Below are 26585 nucleotides of genomic sequence, written 5' to 3'. Positions count from 1 at the left end.
TACCGCGCTCGTGGTTGCCGGCGAAGTGATTCGCGCAGCAGCCCGACCAATGACAGGTGGCTGGAGTCTCGTGGTTTCGACAAGTCCGGATAAGTGTGAAGGCAGTGAGTCCGACGGCGTCGTCATTCCAGAGGGTGCGTTCGCGCTTTCGGCAAGTCAGCGGGCAGTGTGGTTTGCCCAGCAACTGACACCCGACGTCCCGATCGTCATCGCGCAGTACGTCGAACTGCAGGGGGAACTGCACATCGATCTGCTTCGTGAGATGGCCGTACAGGCCGGCGAAGAGTTTCAGTCGCCATTCCTGCAGCTCATCGAAATCGATGGCGAGCCCTATCAGTTCATCGATCACAGCCTCGACCGATCGATTCCGATCGTCGACTTCGGTGCAGAGCAGGATCCTGCCGCTGCCGCCCTGGAGTGGATGAACGCGGATATCGCCGAGCCCATCAGCCTGTCCGGCCGCCGTCTCGTCGAGATGTACATTCTCCGGCTGGCCGATCGACATCATTTGTGGTACAGCCGAATTCACCACGTCGCCCTCGACGGCTACGGCGCCATGACCATGGTCAACCGCATTGCCGCCCTCTACACCGCGGCACTCGAAGGGACCGATGCCGGCCCGAATACCGCAGTCGACCTGCGGGCACTTTCGGAGGCAGACCTCAAGTACCGGTCTTCGAGCCGATTCGTCGACGACGGCCAGTACTGGGCCGAGCGCGCGAATTCGCACAACCACGGCTCGACCCTCAGTCAGACCAACGCAGGAGTTGCCGCTCGCAGCAAGCTCGAAAGCGCGCCGCTGCCAGCCGAGGTGATGGCGCAGTTGAACGAAGCCGACCAGCGCTCACGTGGCGCGGGCCCGGCAGTATTGATCGCAGCGTTCGCGACGTATCTGTCCCGCATGACGGGACGCGAAGACGTGCTCATTCAGATGCCGGTCTCGGGCCGGCGGACGATGCAGCTGCGCCGGTCCGGCGGCATGTTCGTCAATGTCGCGCCACTGCGAATCAGTGTGCTGCCGAGTGATACGGTCGCTGACCTGGTCGGGCGAGTCCAGCTCGAACTCATGGGTGCATTGCGGCACCAGAGTTACAGCCTCGAAGACATCCGTCGCGACGCAGGTGGCGACCCCACCCGGTTCGCCGCACCGATGGTCAACGTGATGCTGTTCCGCCAGGCCCTGCAACTCGGTCCCATCGTCGGTGAATTCCATATCATCACCTCGGGGCCCGTCGAAGACCTGCTGGTCAACATCTATCAGAGCGGCTCACCCGCGAAGACGTTCGTCGACTTCCGTTCGAACCCGAACCGCTACGGTGATCGCGAGCTGCACGAGCACCACCGCCGCTTCGTCGAGCTCGTTGCGGATTTCACCAACGCTTCGGAGCAGGATCTCGTTTCCAGCGTGCACGACGAAAGTGCCGGTGCCGGCGCAGAGTTGGCGAAGCTGTCGAAGCAGCTGGAATTCTGGCGCAGCGAGCTCGACGGCGCACCGGCGATCCTCGACCTCCCGAACATCAGGCAGCGCCCGCTCCACGGCTCCGGCCGGCTCGACAAGGTGGACGTCCAGCTTCGCGCCGATGTCCATCGTCAGCTGGTCCGAGTTGCCGAAAGCCTCGACTCCGATGTCTTCACCGCGATCCACGCCGCGCTCGCGGTGTTGCTGTGCAGGCTGGGTGACACGGACGACGTAGTGATCGGCACGCCTGTGGGCAGCGGCCCCGACGCCAACTTCGTCGCCTTGCGCAGTCGCATCGACATGGCGGAATCTTTCGTCGAGGTATTCGCCCGCATTCACGAACGGGACAGCATCGCGTACGAACACGCGGACATTCCGCTGCGCCGCCTGGTTGCCGAACTCGACCTGCCCCGACCGGCGGACAACGAACCGCCGTTCCAGGTGCTACTCGAACGCGAGCCCGCCGAAGAGTTCGACACAGCCGTCGACCTCCGGGTAACCGTCTGGGAAGACTTCGGTTCCGGGGTTTCCGCCGAGGGCATCTACACCCGCGTCGCCTTTGCGACCGACCTGTTCGAATCTGCCACCGTCGACGGCTACGCCACGCGGTTGCGGCGCCTGCTCGAGACCTTCGTTGCGGATCCGTCGATTCCGGTCGGCGACGTCGACATTCTCGAGGCCGCAGAACATGTCGCGTTGGTCCCGCGTGTCGGCCGCCTCGGTGCGGTCGCGCAGACCTTGCCGCAGATTCTGTCGGCAGCAGCGGCGGACCCCCAGCGTTGCGCGCTCGTCCTCGGCGACCGCACGATGACCTACGGCGAGCTGGACGAGCGTTCCAGCCGGTTGGCCCGCATCCTCATCGGACGTGGTGTCGGCCCAGAATCCGTTGTTGCGCTGGCCTTGCCGCGTTCCATCGAATCCGTTCTGGCGGTGTGGGCGGTCGCCAAGACGGGCGCGGCCTTCGTGCCGGTCGACCCGAAGTATCCGGCCGACCGCATCGAGCACATGCTCACCGATTCGGGTGCCGCGCTGGGTATCACGACAACCGACTGCGCGGGTTCGCTCCTCGACCGCGTCGAGTGGCTCGTCATCGACGACCCCGCGACCCGCGACGACATCGACTCGGCCTCGCCTGCAGCGATAGTGGACAGCGAGCGCAGGGTTGCGCTGCGGGTCGATCATCCCGCCTACGTCATCTACACCTCGGGGTCGACCGGCACGCCGAAGGGCGTGGTCGTCACCCATGCGGGCCTCGCGAACCTGTGCACCGAGGAACGTGACCGCTACTCGGTCACAGCGGAGTCTCGCACCCTGCACTTCTCGTCACCGAGCTTCGATGCATCGATCCTCGAATTGATGCTCGCTGTCGGCGCGGGCGCGACCATGGTGATCGCCCCGACGACCGTGTTCGGCGGTACCGAACTTGCGAATGTGCTCGCAACGCAGCGTGTGACGCATGCGTTCGTGACGCCCGCGGCTCTAGCGTCCGTGGATCCCACGGGCTTGGACGACCTCGTCTGCGTCGTCACGGGCGGCGAGGCCTGCTCGCCCGAGTTGGTCCAGAACTGGGCGCCGGGCCGAGCGATGTTCAACGCGTACGGACCCACCGAGACGACCGTCGTCGCGGCCTTGAGCGGCGCACTGCAGACTGGCGAGGGTGTGCCGATCGGCGTGCCGCCGATGGGTTACGGGCTGGTCGTACTCGATCGGCGCCTGCAGCCCGTTCCCGCCGGCGTCCCCGGTGAGCTGTATGTAACCGGCGACGGACTCGCGCGCGGTTACCGGAACCGGGCCGGACTGACCGCCCAGCGCTTCATCGCCGGCGGCTACGGGCCTGCGGGATCCCGGATGTACCGGACCGGAGACGTGGTGCGCTGGAACGAGGCCGGCGACCTCGAATACCTCGGCCGGTCCGATCAGCAGGTCAAGATTCGGGGTTTCCGGATCGAACTTGGCGAGATCGACGCCACGCTGCTGGCTCATCCGGGCATCGACTTCGCGGTTACCGCGGGCCACACCCGTGAATCGGGTGAGACGGTACTCGTCGCGTACGTTCGGGCCACGAATTCGGGGCTGACACAACAAGACCTGATCGACCATGCGGCGCACCGCCTGCCGGCGCACATGATTCCCGCGGCCATCGTCCTCCTCGACGAGATTCCGCTGACCGGTGCCGGCAAGCTCGACCGCTCGGCACTGCCGGAACCGAGTTTCGATCGCCGGTCCGGCGACTACACGGCACCGGAAACGGCTGCCGAGCTCGCGATCGCCGACGTGTTCGCGGCGGTTCTGGATACGGAGCGAGTCGGCCTGGACGACAGCTTCTTCGATTTGGGTGGCAACTCACTTGTTGCCACTCGTGTCACCGCGCGCGTCAATGCCGCGCTCGGTGCCGAAATCGGTGTTCTCGACCTGTTCGAGGCACCGACAGTGCGGACGCTCGCGGCCCGGGTCACGAGCCGTGGACCGCGAGCGTCCGCTCGACCTGCGCTGGCCGCGCGACCGCGGCCCACCGAAGTACCGATTTCGCTTGCTCAGCAACGCCTGTGGTTCCTGAACCAGCTCGAGGCCGATTCGGCGGCGTACAACATTCCCGTCGCGGTCCGGCTCGTCGGCAGGCTCGATGTCGCAGCCCTCACGGCGGCGGTCGGCGATGTCGTCTCCCGCCATGAAAGCCTGCGGACCGTGTTCCCGGAATCCGGCAGCGGACCGCTCCAGGTTGTGCTCCCGGTCGGCGACGCACTTCCGAACCTGACCCCGATCGACGTACCCGAAGCCGAACTCGCAGACCGTCTTGCCGACATCGCAGCGGCCGGGTTCGCCGTCACGCAGGAAACCTCGTTGAAGGCGGCGCTGCTGCGCGTCAGCGCGACCGACCACGTGCTTGCGCTCGTGGTGCATCACATTGCGGCAGACGGCTTCTCGATGGTGCCGCTCGCTCGCGACGTCATGGCGGCGTACACGGCGCGACTTGCCGGTCAGGCGCCCTCGTGGACCCCGCTCGCCGTGCAGTATGCGGACTACACGCTGTGGCAGCGTGAACTCCTCGGCACGGCCGACGATTCGGGCAGCCTGCTGAGCCGCCAGGTCTCGTACTGGCAAGGCGCTCTCGCCGGACTGCCCGAGCTTCTCGAACTGCCGGCGGATCGGCCGCGCCCGGCACGCCAGACGATGCGCGGCGCAGTCGAATCGTTCTCGATCGACGCCGACCTACATCGCAAGCTGCTCTGCGTGGCGGACCGCCACGATGCCAGCCTGTTCATGGTGCTGCACGCGAGCCTCGCGGCATTGCTGTCCCGACTGAGCGGCACATCGGACATCGCAATCGGAACGCCGGTCGCCGGTCGCGGTGAAGCCGCGCTCGACGACATGGTCGGCATGTTCGTCAACACGGTCGTCCTGCGGACGCAGGCCGAGAACACGTTGCCGTTCGAGAAGCTCCTTGCCGACGCACGCGTGACGGACCTCGCTGCCTTCGGCAACACCGAGGTGCCGTTCGACCGGTTGGTGGACGCCCTCGACGTGCCCCGATCACGGTCTTACAGTCCGCTGTTCCAGGTGATGCTCGTACTGCGAAACTTCGCGCAGGCAACGCTGCAACTGCCTGGTCTGCAGGTCGAGATCGATCCGCTGACGAACGGGACGGCGAAGTTCGATCTGGAGCTGGGCATCTCGGAGGCCACGGATGGCTCGGGTTGCCTGACGGCCGAATTCACTTACGCCACCGAACTGTTCGATGCGGCAACCGTCGCGGCCTTCGCCTCGCGGTTCGTGCGAGTGCTCGAAGTGATCACCGCGGACACCGCAGTCCGGCTCGGCGACATCGATCTGCTCGGCGGCGACGAGCGCACACTCGTTCTCGAAGAGTGGAATTCGACGGCGCACGAGGTTCCGGACACCACACTCGTCGATCTCTTCGCGGCCCAGGTGCAGGCCACCCCGGACGCCACAGCTCTGGTGTTCGACGGTGCCGAACTGACCTACGCAGAATTCGACGCCCGGTCGAACCAGCTTGCCCGCCAGCTGATCTCGATGGGAGTCGGTCCCGATCAGCTCGTCGGCCTCGCAATGCGGCGCTCCTTCGACCTGCTGATCGGTATGTACGCGATCGTCAAGGCCGGCGGCGCCTACGTCCCGATCGATCCCGACCACCCCGCGGCGCGCAACGCGTACGTGCTCGAAAGTGCGCAGCCTGTCTGCGTGCTGACGACGACGCGTGACCACGAGGCGATCGGCGACGTAGCTGTGCCGGTTCTGGAGATCGACGCCCTCGAGCCGGTCCAGAGTTCCGCGCCGATCACCGGTGTGGAGCTGCGCTCGTCCAATACGGCATACGTCATCTACACCTCGGGCTCGACGGGCCGGCCGAAGGGCGTTGCGGTCACACACGGCGGCATCGTGAACCGTCTGCTCTGGATGCAGGGCAAGTACGGCATCGGCGCAGCCGACGTGGTGTTGCAGAAGACCCCGGCCACGTTCGACGTCTCGGTCTGGGAGTTCTTCTGGCCCTTGCAGTGTGGCTCCAAGCTGGTCATCGCGGCGCCTGACGGGCACCGCGACCCGGTATACCTGTCACAGCTCATCGCCGATTACGGCGTCACGGTCATGCACTTCGTGCCGTCGATGCTGTCCGCCTTCACGGCGGGCGCGGCACCCGAGCAATGCGGTTCCCTGCGCCTGGTCTTCTGCAGCGGCGAGGCGTTGCCGCCGGCGACTGCGGCCGCGCTGCGTGCGATCACCACAGCCGAGTTGCACAACCTCTACGGCCCGACGGAGGCGTCGGTCGACGTCACCTACTGGGAATGCACGGCGGCGGACGAGGCAGTCGTGCCGATCGGTGCGCCGGTCTGGAACACCCAGCTGTTCGTGCTCGACGAACTCCTGCGCCCCGTCCCGGTCGGAATGGCGGGCGAGCTGTACCTCGCCGGTACGCAGCTGGCTCGCGGCTACGTCGGCCGGGCCGCTCTGACGGCCGACCGGTTCGTCGCAAACCCGTACGGCGAGAACGGTGCTCGCATGTATCGCACCGGCGACCTGGTGCGCTGGCAAGGCACCGGCAATCTCGAATACATCGGCCGCACGGACTTCCAGGTCAAGGTCCGCGGCCTGCGCATCGAGTTGCCCGAGATCGAACTAGCGCTGCTCGAAGATTCCGCTGTCGCGCAGTCCGTCGTCGTCGTGCACAACGACCCCGCGACCGGCCCTGCCCTCGTCGGTTACGTTGTGCCGCAGGCACATGCAACGGTCGATACCGCTGAGCTCAAGGCTGCGATCGCAACCACGCTGCCGGCCTACATGGTTCCGGCACAGCTGATCGTGCTCGACGAGTTCCCGCTCAACGCCAGTGGCAAGCTCGATCGCAAGGCTCTGCCTGCCCCCGTGTTCGATGTCGCGACAACGGAGTTCGTCGCCGCACAGTCGCCGGTCGAGGAAGTTCTCGTCGCGGTCTTCGCAGATCTGCTCGGTGTGGCACGAGTCGGCGTGCACGACGATTTCTTCGAACTCGGCGGAAACTCGCTCGTCGCAACACGGTTGGCCGCACGGGCGACGACGTCGTTACGCACCCAGATCAGCGTTCGCGACGTCTTCGACGCACCCACTGTCGCTGGTCTTGCCGAGCGCGCTGCCGCGGCTTCGACCTCCGATCGTCCAGTGCTTTGCGCGACGACGCGTCCCGACCCGATTCCGGTCTCGTTCGCACAGCGCCGCATGTGGTTCATCAACCAGTACGACACGTCGTCTGCGGCCTACAACGTCGCGATCGCAGTTCGCCTCGGTGGCGACCTCGATCAAGCTGCCCTCCAGGCTGCCGTCGACGATGTGCTCGAACGGCACGAATCACTCCGGACGAAGTTCCCGATGGTGGGCAACGAACCCACACAGCAGGTCGTGGCCGCTCACGAGGTACGCCACGACCTGACGTCGAATCCCGTGGCAAGCGCGGCCGAGCTGCATACCGCAGTCACTCGCGTCGCCACCACGGGATTCGACGTGGCTACTGCGGTTCCGACGCGGCTCGCGCTTTTCGAAACCAGCCCGACCGAGCACGTGCTGGTCGTTGTGGTGCACCATATTTCGGCCGACGGATTCTCGATGGGTCCACTGGTACGCGACGTGATGATCGCCTACAGCAGCCGGGTCGAGCACCTCGAACCGCACTGGACACCGCTCGAGGTGCAGTACGCGGACTTCGCGCAGTGGCAGCGGTCGCTGCTCGGTTCCGAGGACGATCCGCAGTCGCTCGCCGCGACCCAGATCGACTTCTGGCGTAGCGCCCTCGCCGGAGCACCCGACCTGCTGCAACTGCCGCTCGACCGGCCGCGGCCGACACGGCGCACAGGGCGTGGCGAGAAGGTCGGCTTCACCATCGACGCCGAATTGCACCGCAGGGTTGTGCAATTGGCCCGCGAGCATAGCTCCAGCGTGTTCATGACGATGCACGCCGCGCTCGCCGTCCTGCTCGCCAGACTAGGCGACACAGACGATGTCACCATCGGCACACCGGTGTCCGGTCGCGGTGAGCGCGCGGTCGATGATCTGGTGGGCATGTTCGTCAACACGCTCGTACTGCGGACCGAGATTTCGGCGAGCTCCTCCTTCGCCGACCTCCTCGGCCGCGTCCGCGAAACGGATCTGCGGGCATACGCGAACTCTGATGTGCCGTTCGAGCGGCTCGTCGAGGTGCTGAATCCGGAACGTTCGACGGCATATTCGCCGCTGTTCCAGGTCATGCTCGAGTTCCAGGACATCGCAAGGCCGACCCTCGAACTTCCGGGTCTGTCCGTTGCTCCTTTCGAGCTCGAATCCGGTTCCGCGAACTTCGACCTGCAGCTCACGCTCGGCGAGGAATTCGACGCGGACGGTGCCCCCGCGGGCGTGGGCGCCAGATTCACGTTCGCCACGGACATCTTCGACGAGTCGACGGTGCAGGCGTTCGCAGCTCGCTTCATCCGGATCCTCGACGCGGTCAGCACCGATTCCGCGCGCGTCGTCGGCGACATCGACATTCTCGAGGACGCTGAAATCCGCTCGCTGGCACCGGTTCTCGGTGATCCGAACACGGCGCCCCTGACGTTGCCGGGACTACTCGCACGCGCGGTCGAGGTCGATCCCGACGCCATGGCGCTGTCCTACGATGGCCGGGTCGTCAGTTATCGCGAGCTCGACGAGCGTTCGAACCGGCTGGCGCGCGCCTTGATCGGTCGCGGCGTGGGTCCCGAAACGTTTGTTGCGGTTGCGATGTCGCGCTCGATCGATTCCATCGTTTCGGTGTGGGCGGTAGCGAAGTCCGGCGCAGCCTTCCTGCCCGTCGATCCGAGCTACCCGGCCGACCGCATCGAGTACATGCTCAGCGATTCGGGTGCCGCACTGGGCCTGACCGTGTCGGCCAATGTGGGCAAGCTGCCGGGAACCGTGCCGTGGCTGCTGGTCGATGCATCGTCCGATACGTCCGCAGCGCGACTGCACGACGACGAGCTTCGTTCGCCCCTGCGGCTCGCCGATCCGGCCTACCTGATCTACACATCCGGTTCGACGGGCAAGCCGAAGGGCGTGGTCGTCACCCACCACGGGCTGGCGAACTTCGCCGCCGAGATGGCCGAACGTTTCGACGTCACAGCCGATTCGCGGACGCTGCACTTCTCGTCACCGAGCTTCGACGCGTCGATCCTCGAGCTGCTCATGGCAGTGGGCACGGGCGCCGGCATGGTGATCGCGCCGCCGACGATCTTCGGCGGCGAGGAGCTTGGGCAACTGCTGGCGGACGAGAACGTCACGCACGCATTCATCACGCCCGCGGCGCTGGCGTCCGTCGATCCGGCCACACTCGGTCAGGTTCGCTGCGTGGCGACAGGCGGCGACGCCTGCTCGCCCGAGTTGGTCGCACAGTGGGCCCCCGGTCGCCGGATGTTCAACGCGTACGGACCCACCGAGGCCACCGTCGTCGCGAGCATGAGCGACCCGATGGTTCCCGGTACGCCTGTCACGATCGGGCGACCGACACGTGGCTGCGGCGCACTCGTCCTCGACGGAAGGTTGCACCCGGTTCCGGCGGGCGTGGCAGGCGAGCTGTACATCACCGGCTCCGGCCTCGCGCGCGGCTACCACCGCCGCCCCGCGGTCACCGGTTCCCGGTTTGTCGCCAACCCGTACAGCCGTACCGGCGAAAGAATGTATCGCACAGGCGATGTCGTCCGCTGGAACGCCGAGGGCGAGCTCGAATACCTGGGCCGCAGTGACTTCCAGGTGAAGGTCCGGGGCTTCCGCATCGAACTCGGCGAGATCGAATCGGCGCTGTTGCAGTTCGACGGCGTCGAACGAGCCGTCGTCGCCGCCCGCGCCGACGACGGCAAGGCGGAACGTCTCGTCGGTTACGTCGTTCCGGGTGTCGGTGAGCACCTCGATACTGCTGCCGTTCTGCGCTTCGTCGGATCGGTTCTCGCGCCGCACATGGTGCCGTCCGCGCTCGTCGTCCTCGACGAAATGCCGCTCACACCCACCGGCAAATTGGACCGAAAGGCGCTCCCCGCACCTGATTTCCAGGTGATCGCGGGATCCGGTCGCAAGCCGGCCACCGAGACCGAGGCACTGCTCGCGCGGTTGTTCGCCGAGGTACTCGGACTCGATCCGCATACCGAGGTGGGCGTCGACGATTCCTTCTTCGGCCTCGGCGGCGACAGCATCATGTCGATCCAGCTCGTCTCGCGAGCAAAGGTCGCCGGCCTGTTCCTTACGCCGCGTGACGTTTTCGAGCGCAAGACGGTCGCTGGACTGGCGGAAGTGGCGACTCCGATCGCTGCGGCCGACCTTCTCGCCGAGCTGCCAGGCGGCGGTGTAGGTGCAGTGCCGCTGACGCCGGTCGTGGCGTGGATGCTCGAGCGCGGCACGCACTTCGGCCGCCATGCGCAGGCAACCGCCCTGACGCTCCCCGCGCAGATCGACGAAGAGAGTCTGATCGGTGCGCTGCAGGCGGTACTGGATCGCCACGACATGTTGCGCGCCACGTTGATTCGCCACGAGTCCGATTGGGCTTTCGAGGTCGGAGCTGTCGGATCGGTGGACGCACGCGACGCCATTCGCACCGTCGCGGTCGACGTCGAACCGGGCACCCCCGAATTCTTCGCGCTCGCAACGCAGCATCTGGACGACGCACACGATCGCCTCGATCCGCAGCGTGGCGCCATGGTCCAACTCGTCTGGCTGCAGGCGCCGTCGGGCGATTCGCGACTGCTGATGGTTGTGCACCACATGGTGATCGACGGTGTGTCCTGGCGGATACTCGTGCCCGACCTTGCAATCGCCTGGGCACAACTGACCGCAGGCGGCGAACCGCAGCTCGCGCCGGTCGGCACGTCGATGCGACGGTGGGCCCACAGCCTCGCCGACGAGGCCGTGTCTGCCTCGCGTGCCGGCGAACTCGACTTCTGGACCGGCACGCTCGCGGGTTCGGATCCGTTGATCGGTTCGCGCGCACTGGATTCCGAGATCGACGTAGCGGCCACAACCGAGAAGGTCAGCGTCGAGCTCAGCCCCGAGGTCACCGACGCACTGCTCACCACGGTGCCCGAGGCCTTCCACGGCAGCGTCAACGACGGCCTGCTGGCGGCGCTCGCACTGGCGCTGGCGAAGTGGCGCCGAAACGGGTCCGCGCTGGTCAACCTCGAGGGCCACGGCCGCGAAGACCACGTCGTTCCCGGTGCCGATCTGACCCGCACCGTCGGCTGGTTCACGTCGATCCATCCGGTCAGGCTCGACTTGTCCGGCATCGATCTTGCCGACGCATTTGCCGGCGGTCCCGCTGCCGGTGCGGCAGTCAAGGCGGCCAAGGAACAGCTGTTGGCGGTTCCCGATCACGGCATCGGCTTCGGCCTGCTGCGTTACCTCAACGCCGAAACCCGCGGTGTTCTCGCCGAATTGGCGACCCCGCAGGTCAGCTTCAACTACCTCGGCAGGTACTCGACCGGCGAGCACTCCGACTCCGGCTGGCTGCCCGACGACGACGCCGTAGATCTGCACGTCGCTGCCGATGCCCACATGCCGGTGGCTGCGGCACTCGACATCAACGCGGTGACGAAGGAAACGGCTGCGGGTGCGCAGCTGACCGCAACGTGGACCTACCCGGCGGGCGTGCTCTCGGCGACCCAGGTCGAGGAGGTCGCGGCGCTCTGGTGCGACGCGCTCACCGCGATCGCCGAGCATGCCGCACAAGCGGATTCCGGTGGCCACACACCGTCCGACTTCGCGCTCCTGCCGGTCGGCCAGAACGGCATCGATCGCCTCGAAACCGCGTACCCGGAACTGGGCGACCTGCTGCCGCTGTCGCCGCTGCAGTCGGGTCTCTTGTTCCATGCTCTGCTGGCAACCGAATCGATCGACTCCTACACCGTGCAGCTGACGGTCGAGCTCGGCGGAATCGTCGATCCGGAGCGGTTCCGCCGCGCCGGCCAGACCCTGCTCGATCGGCACGCCAACCTGCGGACGGCGTTCGTCTCCGACGTCGACCCCGCCGATCCGACGAGTCCCGCTGCGGCAGTGGTGCACGAAAACGTCACGTTGCCGTGGACGTCGCTGGACTTCAGCGAGGTCAGCCCCGCCGAGGTCACCGCGGCGGTCGACGAGGCGCTCGCCGCGGACCGCGCACATCGCTTCGACATGAGCGTGGCGCCGCTGCTGCGCCTGATGCTCATCAAGACCGCACCCGGCCGCTACCGGTTGTTGCTCACCAACCATCACATTCTGCTCGACGGCTGGTCGACACCGCTGATCCTGCGTGAGCTCATCACGTTGTACGCCACCGACAGCGACCAGTCGGTCCTGCCGCGTGTCCGCCCCTACCGCGATTACCTGGCGTGGCTCGCGCAGCGTTCCCTCGACGAGTCGAAGCAGGCCTGGAAGGACGCGCTCACAGGCGTCGACGAGCCGACCCTGCTGGTACCCGTCGACCGTGGACATACCTACGCCGCTTTCTCGTCGGATGTCGAACTGTCGCTCAGCGAACTGGAGACAGCTGCACTGCGCGACCTCGCACGCAGCCGCGGCGTCACGCTCAACACGGTCGTCCAGACTGTCTGGGGAGTTGTACTCGGCGCGTTGACAGCTCGCGACGACGTCGTCTTCGGGACGACCGTGTCGGGACGCCCGCCGCAGATCTCCGGTATCGAGTCGATGATCGGCCTGTTCATCAACACGCTGCCCGCACGGGTGACGCTCGACTACCGGCAGAGCCTGGGGGAGTTGCTCGACACGGTGCAGGCGACGCAGGCCGCATTGCTCGACCACCACTACCTCGCTCTCCCGGACATCCAGCGCGCGACCGGTGCGGCTGTCGGATTCGACACGCTGACGGTCTTCGAGTCCTACCCCGTCGATCGGGCAGGCCTGTCGGAGCACGTCGACATCGCCGGCATGAATGTGCTCGACGTACGCGGCGGCAGCGCAACGCACTACCCGCTGACCGTCGTCGCCGCTGTCGACACCCAACTGCACGTCACCCTGCAGTACCAGACGGACCTCCTCGACCAGGCAACCGTCGAAGGCATCGGCAGCCGAATCCACCGCGTCATCGACGCGATGCTTGCCGATATCGATCAGCCGATCGTGCGGCTGCAGCTGCTCACCGACTCCGAGCGCCGCAAGCTGGCGCCGGTTCGCGGTCGTCGTGGCCGCTCGCATCGGAGCTTGCCGCGGGTGCTGTCCAACGCGGCGGCGATCGATCCGGACGCCGTGGCCGTCTCCTACCTCGATCAGGAAGTCACCTACCGCGACCTGGACCGCCGCTCGAATCGGCTTGCACGCACGCTCATCGAGCACGGTGCAGGACCGGAAACTACCGTCGCGCTGGGAATTTCGCGTTCGGTGGAATCGATCCTCGCAGTGTGGGCCGTCGCCAAGACGGGTGCCGCGTTCGTGCCGATCGACCCGAACTACCCCGCCGACCGGATCGAGCACATGCTCACCGATTCGGGAGCAGCTTTCGGTGTCACCGTCGGCGCAAGTCGTGACAAGTTCGCCGACCTCGTGCCGTGGCTTGTCATCGATGATGCGGAGTTCGCGCGCTCCTACGAAGCGAAGTCCGGCCGTGCGGTCCGCGACGCAGATCGGCTGGCGCAGATCGACGTTGCGCACCCGGCCTACGTCATCTACACCTCCGGATCGACCGGAGTGCCCAAGGGCGTCATCGTCACGCACGCGGGCCTGGACAACTTCGCAGCCGATCAGCACATCCGCTTCCGTGCCAACCGCGCATCGCGGACGTTGCACTTCTCGTCACCCAGCTTCGACGCCTCGATTCTCGAACTGATGCTTGCGGTCGGGTCCGGTGCGACGATGGTGATCGCGCCACCGACCGTCTACGGCGGTGCGGAACTGACCGAACTGCTTGCGGCGCAACGTGTGACGCACGCGTTCATCACACCTGCGGCGCTCGCGTCCATGGATCCGTCCGGCCTCGACGACCTGGAATGCGTGATCACCGGTGGCGAGGCGTGCCCGCCCGAACTGGTCGCGCAGTGGGCGCACGGTCGGTCGATGTTCAACGCGTACGGCCCGACCGAGACCACTGTCGTGGCCGCGGTGAGTGGCGAGCTCACGGCTGGTGTTCCGGTGACGATCGGCGCACCGCCGGTCGGCTACGCGAACGTCGTCCTGGATCGCCGGTTGCAGCCGGTGCCGGTCGGTGTCGCGGGTGAGCTGTACGTGTCCGGTCCCGGACTTGCGCGCGGATACCGCAATCGCGCCGGCCTGAGTGGCGAGCGTTTCGTTGCCAACCCGTTCGGTGCTGCCGGTTCGCGGATGTACCGGACCGGTGACGTGGTCCGCTGGACCCCCACGGCGAGGCAGAACGGTCCCGCATTCGAACTCGAGTACCTCGGTCGCAGCGATCACTAGGTCAAGATCCGCGGCTTCCGAATCGAACTCGGCGAGATCGACGCGATGTTGCTGTCGCATCCCGCAGTCGGATTCGCGACGACGATCGGCCGGCAGGGTCCCGCGGGCGATACCGTCCTGGTCTCCTACGTCCGCGCGACGGACGTCGATGCAGCAGCGCTCGTTGCACACGTCGCGGAATTCCTGCCCTCCCATATGGTTCCGGCAGCGGTCGTGCTCCTCGACACCGTGCCGTTGACGGCCGCGGGCAAGCTGGACCGAAAGGCATTGCCGGCACCCGAGTTCGGGCGCTCGGCAGCCGACTTCCGGGCGCCGAGCGGAAAGGTCGAGCGGACGATCGCCGACGTCTTCGCAGCGGTCCTGGGCGTCGACCGGGTCGGCGCCGACGACAGCTTCTTCGAACTCGGTGGCAACTCGCTGAGCGCGACACGGCTGGTTGCACGCATCAACGCCGCACTCGGTACCGACATCGGTGTCCGCAGCATCTTCGAGTCGCCGACCGTGCGCGGCCTGGCTGCACACTGCTCGGGCGCGGTTGGAGAGTCCAGGGACTCGCTGACTGCGCACAGGCGCGAAGCGCCCCTGCCACTGTCGTTCGCCCAGCAGCGGATGTGGTTCCTGAACCAGTTCGACACGACCTCCCCGGCGTACAACATCCCGCTCGCCATTCGCCTGACCGGTGCGCTGGATCTCGCTGCGCTGCAGGCGGCGGTCGCCGACGTGATCGAGCGTCACGAGAGCCTGCGGACCTACTTCCCGGATCTCGGAAAGGGCCCGGTCCAGGAGATCGTCGCTGCGGCACAGGTGATTCCGGATCTGCAGCCGATCGCGGTCGCCGACGACGCCGACCTCCGCGGGCGGCTCGAAGAACACCTCACAACCGGTTTCGATGTGACGCAGGAGGTTCCGCTCCGGACCGCACTGTTCCGCGTCGACGCTGACGAGCACGTGTTCGCGATGGTCGTCCACCACATCTGCGCCGACGGCTTCTCGATGGCACCGCTCGCGCGCGACGTCATGACGGCTTATGTCGCACGATCGAACGGCGCCGAGCCGGGTTGGTCGCCGCTGGCGGTGCAGTACGCCGACTTCGCAATCTGGCAACGCGAGGTCCTCGGTTCCGAGGACGATCCGGATTCCCGGATCAGCGGCGAAATAGCGGCGTGGAAGTCCGCACTGTCGGGACTTCCGGAACTGCTTGCGCTCCCGACCGATCGGGCGCGGTCACCACGTCGCTCGTTCGCCGGCGACGTGGTCCGGTTCGATGTACCCGCCGAAATCCACAGCGGCTTGGCAGCACTTGCCCGCGAACACAATTCGACCCAGTTCATGGTCGCCCATGCGGCGCTGTCCGTGCTGCTGGCGCGACTGTCGGGGACGGACGACATCGCGATCGGTACACCCGTTGCAGGCCGTGGCGAGGCTGCGCTCGACGACCTGGTCGGCATGTTCGTGAACACCCTCGTCCTGCGTACCGATGTCGCTCCGGGCCTGTCCTTCGCAGAACTGCTCGACGCGACTCGCGAAGCCGACGTGGATGCGTTCGGCCGCGCCGACCTCCCGTTCGAACGCCTCGTGGACGTCCTCGACGTCGAGTCGTCGACGGCCTACTCACCGCTGTTCCAGGTTTTGCTCGAGTTCCAGAACAACGAGCAGGCACACCTCGAACTGCCCGGATTGACCGTCGACGCAGTCGATTTCGAACTCGGAGTCTCGAAGTTCGATCTCCAGCTGACGCTGTCGGAGCGCCGCGACGCGGCCGGCCGGCCGGCCGGAATGGATGCGGCGCTGACGTTCGCGACCGACCTGTTCGACGCGGCGACGGTGCACGGCATCGCCGACAGGTTCCTCCGGATCCTGAGCGCGATCACGTCGGATCCGGCGCAACCGGTCGGCGACATCGAGATCACCGACGCCACCGAGCGTCAGGCCATGCTCACCGAGTGGAACGCGCCGAGCGTCGACGTGGAGCCCGCACACCTCGCGGAGCTGTTCGCACGCGCGGTCGCACAGTCCCCGATGTCGATCGCCGTTGTGTCCGAGCACTTCTCGCTCACCTACGCCGAACTCGATGCGCGTACGAACCGACTCGCACGCCGCCTCATCGCACTCGGTGTCGGACCCGACTCGCTCGTCGCGGTTGCTCTGCCGCGCTCGAACGACTTGATCGTCGCGCTGCTGGCAGTCGTCAAGGCCGGCGGCGGGTACCTGCCGATCGACGTCATGTACCCGCAGGATCGTCTCGCCTTCATGCTCGCCGATGCAAAGCCGGTGTGCATCATCTCCGCAACCGCGGAACTCGCCGCGCTCGATACCGGCGACCTGCCGACCGTTCTCATGGACGCGGCGCACTACCGACTCGAGGTCGAGACGCAGTCTCCGGCCGCGATTTCCGATCGCGACCGCGTCGCACCGCTGCGGCCCGACTCCCTGGCCTACGTCATCTACACCTCCGGATCGACGGGCCGGCCCAAGGGCGTCCTCGTCAGCCATCGCAACGTCGTCACGCTGTTCGCCAACACGGCAGCGCAGTTCTCTTTCGGTGCCGACGACGTCTGGACGATGTTCCACTCCTACGCCTTCGACTTCTCGGTGTGGGAACTGTGGGGACCGCTCCTGCACGGTGGCCGCCTCGTCGTCGTGGATTACTACACGGCACGCTCACCCGAGGCGTTCCGCGAACTGCTCGTGCGCGAGAAGGTCACGGTCCTCAACCAGACGCCGACCGCGTTCTACCAACTCGCCGAGGCCGATCGTGCCGCCGGCGACGCCGATCTCGCGTTGCGCTACATCGTGTTCGGCGGCGAGGCGCTCGATCTCGGCCAGCTCGCCCGCTGGTACGACCGCCACGACGACGCCAGCCCGACGCTCGTCAACATGTACGGCATCACCGAGACCACGGTGCACGTCAGTTACCTGCGCCTCACCAAGGAATTCGCGGCAGCCGCGGAAGCAAGCGTCATCGGTCGCGCGATCCCGGGCCTGCGGGTCTCGGTACTCGACCAGCGCCTGCACCCGGTACCGATCGGGGTCAAGGGCGAGATGTACGTCTCGGGAGCGCAACTGACGCGCGGCTACCTCGGCCGGCAGGCACTGTGCGCGGGGCGCTTCGTCGCCGACCCGTCGGGCGCACCGGGCGAGCGGATGTACCGCACCGGTGACGTCGCGCGCTGGAATTCCGACGGCAAGCTGGAATACCTCGGCCGCAGTGACTTCCAGGTCAAGATTCGCGGCTTCCGCATCGAACTCGGCGAGATCGAGTCCGCGCTCCTGCGGTGCCCCGGTGTCGCGCAATCGATCGCGATCGTTCGCAAGGACGGCGGAAACTCCGACCGGATCGTCGGTTACGTCGTGGCCGAGGAGGGTGTCGCCCTCGAGAGTGCGACCGTCCTCGAGTTCGCAGGACGCGAACTGACGTCGTACATGGTGCCGTCTGCGCTCGTCGTGCTCGCCGCACTGCCCCTCACCGAGAACGGCAAACTGGACCGGAAGGCGTTGCCCGCGCCGGACTTCGAGGTCTTGGTCGGATCGGGTCGTGCACCGGTGTCGGATCCGGAGCAGGTGCTTGCGCGCCTCTTCGTGGAGGTTCTCGGACTGGACGCGAACACCCAGGTGGGTGTCGACGATTCGTTCTTCGGCCTCGGCGGCGACAGCATCATGTCCATCCAGTTGGTGTCCCGCGCCAAGGCCGCGGGTCTGGCACTGACTCCGCGAGATGTGTTCGAGCGCAAGACGGTCGGTGGTCTCGCAGAGGTCGCCGTGGCAACCGAATCCGACGCTGCGGTTGTGCTGGCAGAACTGCCAGGTGGTGGCACCGGAGACTTGCCGCTGACACCGATCATGGAATGGCTGCTGGCCCGGGGTGCGAACTTCACCCGGCACTCGCAGTCCGCCGCGTTGCAACTTCCGCACGGCATCGACGAAGCAGGTTTGGCGCGGACCGTGCAAGCCGTTCTGGATCACCACGACATGCTGCGCTCGAGTCTCGAGCACGGTGTCGACGGTTGGTCGATGACGGTACCGCCCGCCGGCTCGGTCCGGGCTGCGGACCTGATCGCCAAGGTCGAGGTCGCCGCCGTCGACAACGCCGAGTTCTTCGAGACCGCGTCGGTGGAATTGGACGCTGCGGCGGGACGTTTGGACCCCGAACACGGAGTCATGGTGCAGTTGGTCTGGCTGCAGGCACCCACGGGCGACTCGCGACTTCTGATCGTCGTGCACCACGCAGTTATCGACGGTGTGTCGTGGCGGGTCATCGTGCCCGAACTCGCGACCGCCTGGTCGCAGATCGCAGCGGGCGCGGCGCCCGAGCTTTCGCCGGTCGGCACCTCGATGCGGCGCTGGGCACACGGCCTGGTCGACGCAGCTGCAGCGCCGGAACGGATTGCGGAGCTGGAACTCTGGCGCGCAATGGTCGGCGGTACCGATCCGCTGATCGGTTCACGGCCGCTCGATCCGACGGTCGACGTCGGCGCCACGATCGCGAAGGTCGACGTCGAACTCGACGCCGACGTCACGGCGGCACTGCTGACCGCGGTGCCGGAAGTGTTCCACGGCAGCGTGAACGACGGCCTGCTCGCGGCATTGGCGCTGGCCCTCACCAAGTGGCGCGGAAATCGCGACCGCACCGCGCTCGTCAGCCTCGAAGGTCACGGTCGCGAGGACAGGGTCGTTCCCGGCGCAGATCTCGGCCGGACGATCGGCTGGTTCACGACGATCCATCCACTGCGCCTCGATCTGTCGACTGTCGACCTCGAGGACGCGTTCGCCGGCGGCGTCGCGGTCGGCACAGCGGTGAAAGCAGTGAAGGAACAACTGCTTTCGATTCCGGACAACGGCATCGGCTACGGCCTGTTGCGCTACCTCAACGCCGAGACCGCCCGTGAGCTCGAGCAGCTCGCCGTGCCGCAGGTGAGCTTCAACTACCTCGGCCGTTTCGCGGGAACCAGCGATCGGACCGCCGACTGGCTGCCGATCGACACCTCGGCAGCGGCAGGTGGTTTCGGTGACGCCGAGAACCCGGACATGCCGATCGCGACAGTGCTCGACATCAACGCGGTGACGCGTACGACGAGCGACGGACCGCGCCTGAGCGCCTCGTTCTCCTACCCGGCCGGCGTGCTGAACGCGGGACAGGTGGGGGAGCTCGCACGACTGTGGACCCGCGCGCTCACCGCAGTGGCAAGCTACGCAAACAGCTCGGAGGCAGGCGGTTTCACGCCGTCCGACTTCCCGATGGTGCATGTCGGCCAGGCCGGCATCGAGCGTCTCGAAGCGGCCTATCCCACGCTGAGCGACCTCTGGCCGCTGTCGCCGCTGCAGTCCGGACTGCTCTTCCACGCGATCTTGTCCGACGAGACAGTCGATTCCTACATGGTGCAGCTGAGCCTCGAACTCGCGGGCGAAGTCGATCCCGAGCGGATGCGCCGTGCGGGCCAGAGCCTGCTGGACCGGCACCCGAACCTGCGCACCTCGTTCGTGTCCGATTCCGAGGGCGAGTCGATTCAGGTGGTCCACGACCGCGTCGAATTGCCCTACGCCGTAACAGATCTCAGTGATCGCGCAGACAGCGCCGACGCGATCGACGCGTTGGTCTCCGCCGATCGTGCAACGCGGTTCGACATGTCGACCGCGCCGCTGCTGCGCATGGCGCTGATCAAGACCGCTGCCGACCGGTACCGGTTCATGCTCACCAACCACCACATCCTGCTGGACGGCTGGTCGACGCCGCTACTGGTCCGGGAGCTGCTGACGCTGTACGCAACCGACGGCGATGCCACGGTTCTGCCGCGTGTCCGGTCCTACCGCGACTACCTGTCGTGGCTCACCGAGCGGTCCGCGCAGGAGTCGGTCGACGCTTGGGCGCACGCCCTCGCGGGTGTCGAAGAGCCGACCGTTCTGGTGCCGGCCGATCCAGGCCGCCAGCACGACGACGTCTCCCGTGAGCACCTGATCACGATCGACGAGACGGCGACGTCCGCACTCCGCGAGATCGTCCGTGGCCGGGGCATAACGATGAACACGGTCGTCCAGACTGCGTGGGGAATCGTGCTCGGCACCTTGACCTCTCGCAACGACGTCGTGTTCGGTGCCACGGTTTCCGGTCGGCCGCCGCAGGTGCCGGGCATCGAATCGATGATCGGCCTCTTCATCAACACGCTGCCGGTCCGCGTCACGCTTCGCCCGGCCGAATCGCTCGGCGCGCTGCTCGACCGCGTTCAGTCCGAGCAGGCTGCTCTGCTCGATCATCACTACGTGAGCCTGCCGCAGATCCAGCGGGTGACCGGTCCGGGTGTCGGCTTCGACACGCTCACCGTGTTCGAGTCCTACCCGGTCGATCGTGCGGGACTCTCCGAGGAGACCGACATCGCCGGGATGAAGGTCCGCGACGTGTACGGCACCGACTCCGCGCACTACCCGCTCACCGTGGTCGCCTCCGCCGACGATCGCCTCCACGTCAAGCTGAAGTACCAGGAGGCACTGCTCGATCAGGTGACCGTCTGCGAGATCGGTGCACGGTTGTCCCGCGTACTGGGCGCCATCGTCACCGACACCGAGCAGCCGCTCGCCCACGTTCGCCTGCTGTCGGACACCGAGCGTGCGGCACTAGCACCGGTCCGCGGCCGCGACGGTGGTTCGGTCCGGACGCTGCCCGAGATCCTTTCGGATGCCGCAGCGAATTCCGCACGGGCACTTGCGCTCTCGTCTTCGGGACGCCGGATGTCCTACCGCGACCTCGACGAGCGTTCCAACCGACTGGCCCGGGTGCTCATCGAACACGGCGCAGGACCGGAAACGTTCGTGGCACTGGGAATGTCGCGGTCGATCGAGTCGATCGTGTCGGTCTGGGCCATCGCCAAGACCGGTGCCGCGTTCGTGCCGATCGATCCGCGCTACCCGTCCGACCGGATCGCGCACATGCTGTCCGATTCCGGTGCGGCGCTGGGTCTCTGCGTCGGCGAGAGCCGCGACAAGCTCGGCGACTCCGTGCCGTGGTTGCTGCTCGACGATCCGGAGTTCGAGGCCGCATGCGCCGCGAAGTCCGGCAAGACGGTCACCGATGCCGACCGCATCGGCCGAATCAGCCTGGCCAGCGCCGCCTACGTGATCTACACGTCGGGTTCCACGGGCCTGCCGAAGGGCGTCGTCGTCACGCACAGCGGACTGGACAACTTCGTCGGTGATCTGGCGCTCCGCTACGAGGCGACATCGGCAGCGCGCACACTGCACTTCTCGACGCCGAGCTTCGACGGATCGATCTTCGAATATCTGCTCGCGTTCGGCTCCGCGGCGACCATGGTCATCGCGCCGCCGACGATCTACGGCGGAGCGGAGCTCGCGGAACTCATTGCGGCCGAACGTGTCACGCACGCCTTCGTCGCAACCGCAGCGCTTGCGACCATGGAACCGGCCGAACTCGCGACACTGCAGACAGTCGTCGTCGGTGGCGAAGCGTGCCCGACCGAGTTGGTTGCACGCTGGGCACCGGGCCGGACGATGACCAACGGTTACGGCCCGACCGAGACGACGATCATGAGCAACGTCAGCGCGCCCATGGTCGCCGGCGAGCCGATCATGATCGGCGGCCCGATTCGCGGCACGTCGGCCGTGGTTCTCGACTCCGCACTGCGACCGGTACCGGTCGGTGTGCCGGGTGAGCTCTACATCGCCGGCCCCGGCCTCGCCCGTGGCTACCACCAGCGCTCGGGCTTGACCGCCGGACGCTTCGTCGCCAACCCGCACAGCGAGTTGGGGGAGCGGATGTACCGCACCGGTGACGTGGTCCGCTGGGTCAGGTCCGACGACGGCTTCACGGTCGAGTACATCGGACGCAGCGACTTCCAGGTGAAGGTCCGCGGTTTCCGCATCGAACTCGGCGAGATCGACGCCGCGCTCATGGCGCACCCGGCAGTCGGGTTCGCGGTGACACTCGGACGACCCGGACCGGCGGGCGACACCGTGCTCGTGTCCTACGTTCGCGCGAACTCCGGCTATTCGATCGACAGCGACGGACTCGCAGCGGACCTGGCGGCGCACCTGCCGTCCCATATGGTGCCGGCGGTCATCGTCGCACTCGACGAGATTCCGTTGACGCCGGTCGGCAAGCTCGACCGCGCGGCGCTGCCCGAGCCCGAGTTCGGTAGCAGCGTTTCGGGTTACCGTGCGCCGCGGACCACTACCGAGCAGATCGTCGCTCAGGTCTTCGCCGCGGTACTCGGCATCGAGCGGGTCGGTCGCACCGACAGCTTCTTCGAACTGGGCGGCAACTCGTTGTCCGCGACCCGCGTCATCGGCCGGATCAACGCTGCGCTCGGCGTCGACCTCGCGGTGCGGACGGTCTTCGAAGGTGCGACCGTCGCAGATCTCGCCACGGCAGTCGACAACGCCCAGGGCGGCAGCGCACGACCCGCACTTCGCGTCGTGGAACGTCCGGAGCAGATCCCGGTGTCCTTTGCGCAGCAGCGCATGTGGTTCATCAACCAGTTCGACACACAGTCGCCCGCCTACAACATCCCGCTGGCAATCCGGCTCACCGGCACGCTCGATGTCGCAGCGCTCGCTACCGCGGTCCGGGACGTCATCGAACGCCACGAGTCGCTGCGGACCCGGTTCCCGGTCGTCGACGGCAACCCGACTCAGCGGATCCTCGCTGCGGCGCAGGTTGTTCCGGAACTCGAGCCGATCTCGATCGCCGATCCCGCCGCTTTGCAGGCCGCCATCGTCGACCTCGCAAGCACAGGGTTCAACGTCGCCGAGCGCGTGCCGGTCCGGGCCGCGCTGTACCGACTCGGACCTGACGAGCACGTGTTCGCCCTTGTGGTGCATCACATCTGCGCCGACGGCTTCTCGATGGGCCCACTCGCGATCGATGTCATGACCGCGTACACGGCACGCACCGAAGGCAACGAGCCAGGCTGGGCACCGCTCGCGGTGCAGTACGCCGACTACACGCTCTGGCAGCACGAGACCCTCGGCCGCACCGACGACCCGGAAAGCCTTGCGTCGCTGCAGCTCGAGTACTGGCGCGCACAGCTCACCGGTCTTCCCGAGGTCCTCGAGCTGCCGGCCGATCACCAACGGCCCGCGCAGCAGACGTTCGCCGGTGATCGCGTCCGGTTCACGATTCCCGCGGACCTGCACGAGAAGGTCGTTTCGCTTTCCCGCGAAAACAATTCGACCGTCTTCATGACCGTGCACGCAGTGCTCGCCGTACTGCTCGGCAGGCTCGGCAGCACCGACGACGTCGCGGTCGGCACGCCGATCTCGGGCCGCGGAGACGCAGCGCTCGACGACCTGGTCGGCATGCTGGTCAACACGCTGGTCCTGCGCAGCCGCGTATCCGCCGGATCGTCGTTCACCGAACTGCTCGAGCACGTCCGGGGTGTCGACCTCAGCGCATTCGGCCACGCCGACCTGCCGTTCGAGCGGCTCGTCGAGGTGCTGAACCCGGCTCGCTCCGGGGCGTATTCACCACTGTTCCAGGTGGTCCTCGCCTTCCAGAGTAGTGAGCTGCCCCGCGTGGAGCTGCCCGGACTGACCGTCGAGGGCGTCGGTTTCGATGCCCCCGTTGCGAAGTACGACCTGCAGTTCAACGTCTCCGAAGAGTTCACCGAGGCAGGTTCGCCCGCGGGCTTCGCTGCGGCGATCGACTTCGCGACAGACCTGTTCGAGCCGGAAACCATCAGGGGCTTCGCGGACCGTTTCATCCGCATCCTCGACGCGGTCACCACCGACCCCGGCGTGATTGTCGGCGACATCGACTTGCTCGATGCGGCAGAGGTTTCCGCCCTCGCGCCGGCGCGTGGTGAACCGTCGGTCGCACCGGCGACCTTCCCGGCGCTCCTCGCCGATGCGGTCGCCATGGGCCCTGATGCCACGGCACTCGTCTACGGCGAGGTCGAGCTGACCTACCGCGAACTCGACGAGCGGTCGAACCGCCTCGCACGAGTACTGATCGAGGCCGGCATCGGGCCGGAATCCTTCGTGGCTCTTGCGATGTCGCGATCGATCGAGTCGGTCGTCGCAGAATGGGCAGTGGCGAAGGCCGGCGCGGCCTTCCTCCCGGTCGATCCGACCTATCCTGCGGACCGGATCGAGCACATGCTCACCGACTCCGGTGCAGCGCTGGGTATCACGCTCGGCAAGCACGAGTCGACGCTGCCGGCGATAGTGCCGTGGCTCGCACTCGACGACGCGGACGCCGAGGCTTCCGTTGCGGCAGCTTCGCCCGCAGCTGTCACGGACGCGGATCGCACACGCTCGCTTGCGATCTCGCATCCGGCCTACCTGATCTACACGTCCGGATCCACGGGCAAGCCGAAGGGCGTCATCGTCACCCATCGCGGTCTGTCCAACCTCCTCGCCGAAGAGCACGAGCACTTCGACGTCGTGCCGGAATCCCGCGTGGCGCACCTCGCGTCACCGAGCTTCGATGCATCGCTGTTCGAGCTGACGATCGCGTTCTCGGCCGGTGCCGCAGTTGTCATCGTTCCGCCGAACGTGTTCGGTGGCCACCCGCTGGCCGACTTGCTTCGCGCCGAGCGGGTTACGCACTGCTTCATCACACCCACGGCGCTCGCATCCGTCGACGACTCGGAACTGCACGACCTCCAGGTCTTGATCGTCGGTGGCGAGGCGGCACCTGCCGAACTCGTCGCCCGATTCGCGCCCGGCCGCCGGATGTACGACGGCTACGGCCCGACCGAGACGACGATTCAGGCGAGCGTCAGCGCAGAAATGATCCCCGGCGAGGTCGTCAACATCGGTCGTCCGGCTCGCGGCTTCGAGGACGTCGTCCTCGACACGCGACTCCGGCCCGTACCGGTCGGCGTGGCGGGGGAGCTGTACATCAGCGGTCCAGGCCTTGCGCGCGGCTACCACCGGCGCAGCGGACTGACCTCGACGCGCTTCATCGCGAACCCCTTCGGTGCACCCGGTGAACTGATGTACCGGACCGGCGATATCGTGCGGTGGCGCAAGGACGGCAATCTCGAATACATCGGACGCAGCGATTTCCAGGTCAAGGTGCGCGGCTTCCGCATCGAGCTCGGCGAGATCGACACGGCCCTCGCAAGCCATCCGGCGATCAGTTTCGCGACGACCATCGGCCAGACCGGTCCTTCCGGTGACGCGGTCCTCGTCGCTTACGTGCTGCCGGCGCCGGGCACAGCGGTCGACGTGCTCGAATTGCGATCGCATGTTGCCGGGATGCTGCCGTCGCACATGGTGCCTGCGGCGATCGTCGTCCTCGACGAGATCCCGCTGACACCGGTCGGCAAACTCGACCGTAGGGCGTTGCCGGTACCGACATTCGAGTCGAAGGCGACCGAACTTCGTTTGCCGACAACGCCGATGGAGGAACTCGTCGTCGACGTGTTCGCCGCCGTTCTCGGTATCGAGCGGGTCAGCACCGACGACAGCTTCTTCGACCTCGGCGGCAACTCGCTCGTCGCGACACGGGTTATCAGCGAACTGCAGACCCGAGTGGGCCGGGAGATCCCGCTCCAGCTGTTGTTCCTCGATCCGTCACCGGCCGGAATCGCGCGCCGCATCACCGATCTCGTGGAGTCCGGTCCGGAATCGGTCGCAAGCTCCGCGATCGACGAAGCGCTCAGTGTGATCATCCCGCTACGTCCGACGGGATCGAAGGCACCGCTGTTCTGCATCCACCCCGGAATCGGATTGTCCTGGGGCTATGCGGGTCTCACCCAGCACCTCGACTCCGACCGTCCGGTCTACGGTGTGCAGTTGCCGATGATCGGTGGCGGAGCGGACTTCGAGTCCATCGAGCAACTGGCCGCGCACTACGTCGATCACATCCGGCGCGTGCAGCCGGAGGGCCCGTACAACCTGATGGGCTGGTCGCTCGGCGGTGTGATCGCGCAGGCGATGGCAGTCGAGCTGCGGCAGCGCGGCGCAGACGTCGACACGCTCGCGGTGCTCGACAGCTACGTCGAGACCGACGGCGGTCCGGCTCCGAAACTGACGGTCGCAGAGCTGCTGCGCGGCCTCGGAGTCGACGTGGCGGAAGCCGACGGCGAGCCGACATACGAGCGTGCGGTCGAGCTGTTCAACGCTTCGCTGGGACAGGAAACGGGGATCACGCCGGCGCACCTCGAGCGGATCCGTGCCGGGTTTACCTCGTCGGCGTCGATCATGGCCGACTTCACGCCGAGCACATTCGACGGTGGCATGTTGTTCTTCTCCGCGACTGCGCCGGAACCGAGCAGTGGTCATTCGA

1 pseudogene is annotated in these 26585 nt (G+C 66.7%); it reads left to right on the top strand.

Annotated features, from left to right (window positions below):
* Nucleotides 1–49 precede the first annotated feature (49 nt).
* Nucleotides 50–26584, top strand: a pseudogene (locus JGU72_RS31375) (non-ribosomal peptide synthase/polyketide synthase); the annotation flags it as partial.
* Between the last annotated feature and the right edge of the window lies 1 nt (nt 26585).

The sequence above is a fragment of the Antrihabitans auranticaus genome (genome assembly GCF_016481275.1).
Taxonomy (GTDB): Bacteria; Actinomycetota; Actinomycetes; order Mycobacteriales; family Mycobacteriaceae; genus Antrihabitans.
The sequence above is the reverse complement of the archived record's forward strand: the minus strand, read 5'-3'. Positions and strand labels throughout refer to the sequence as shown.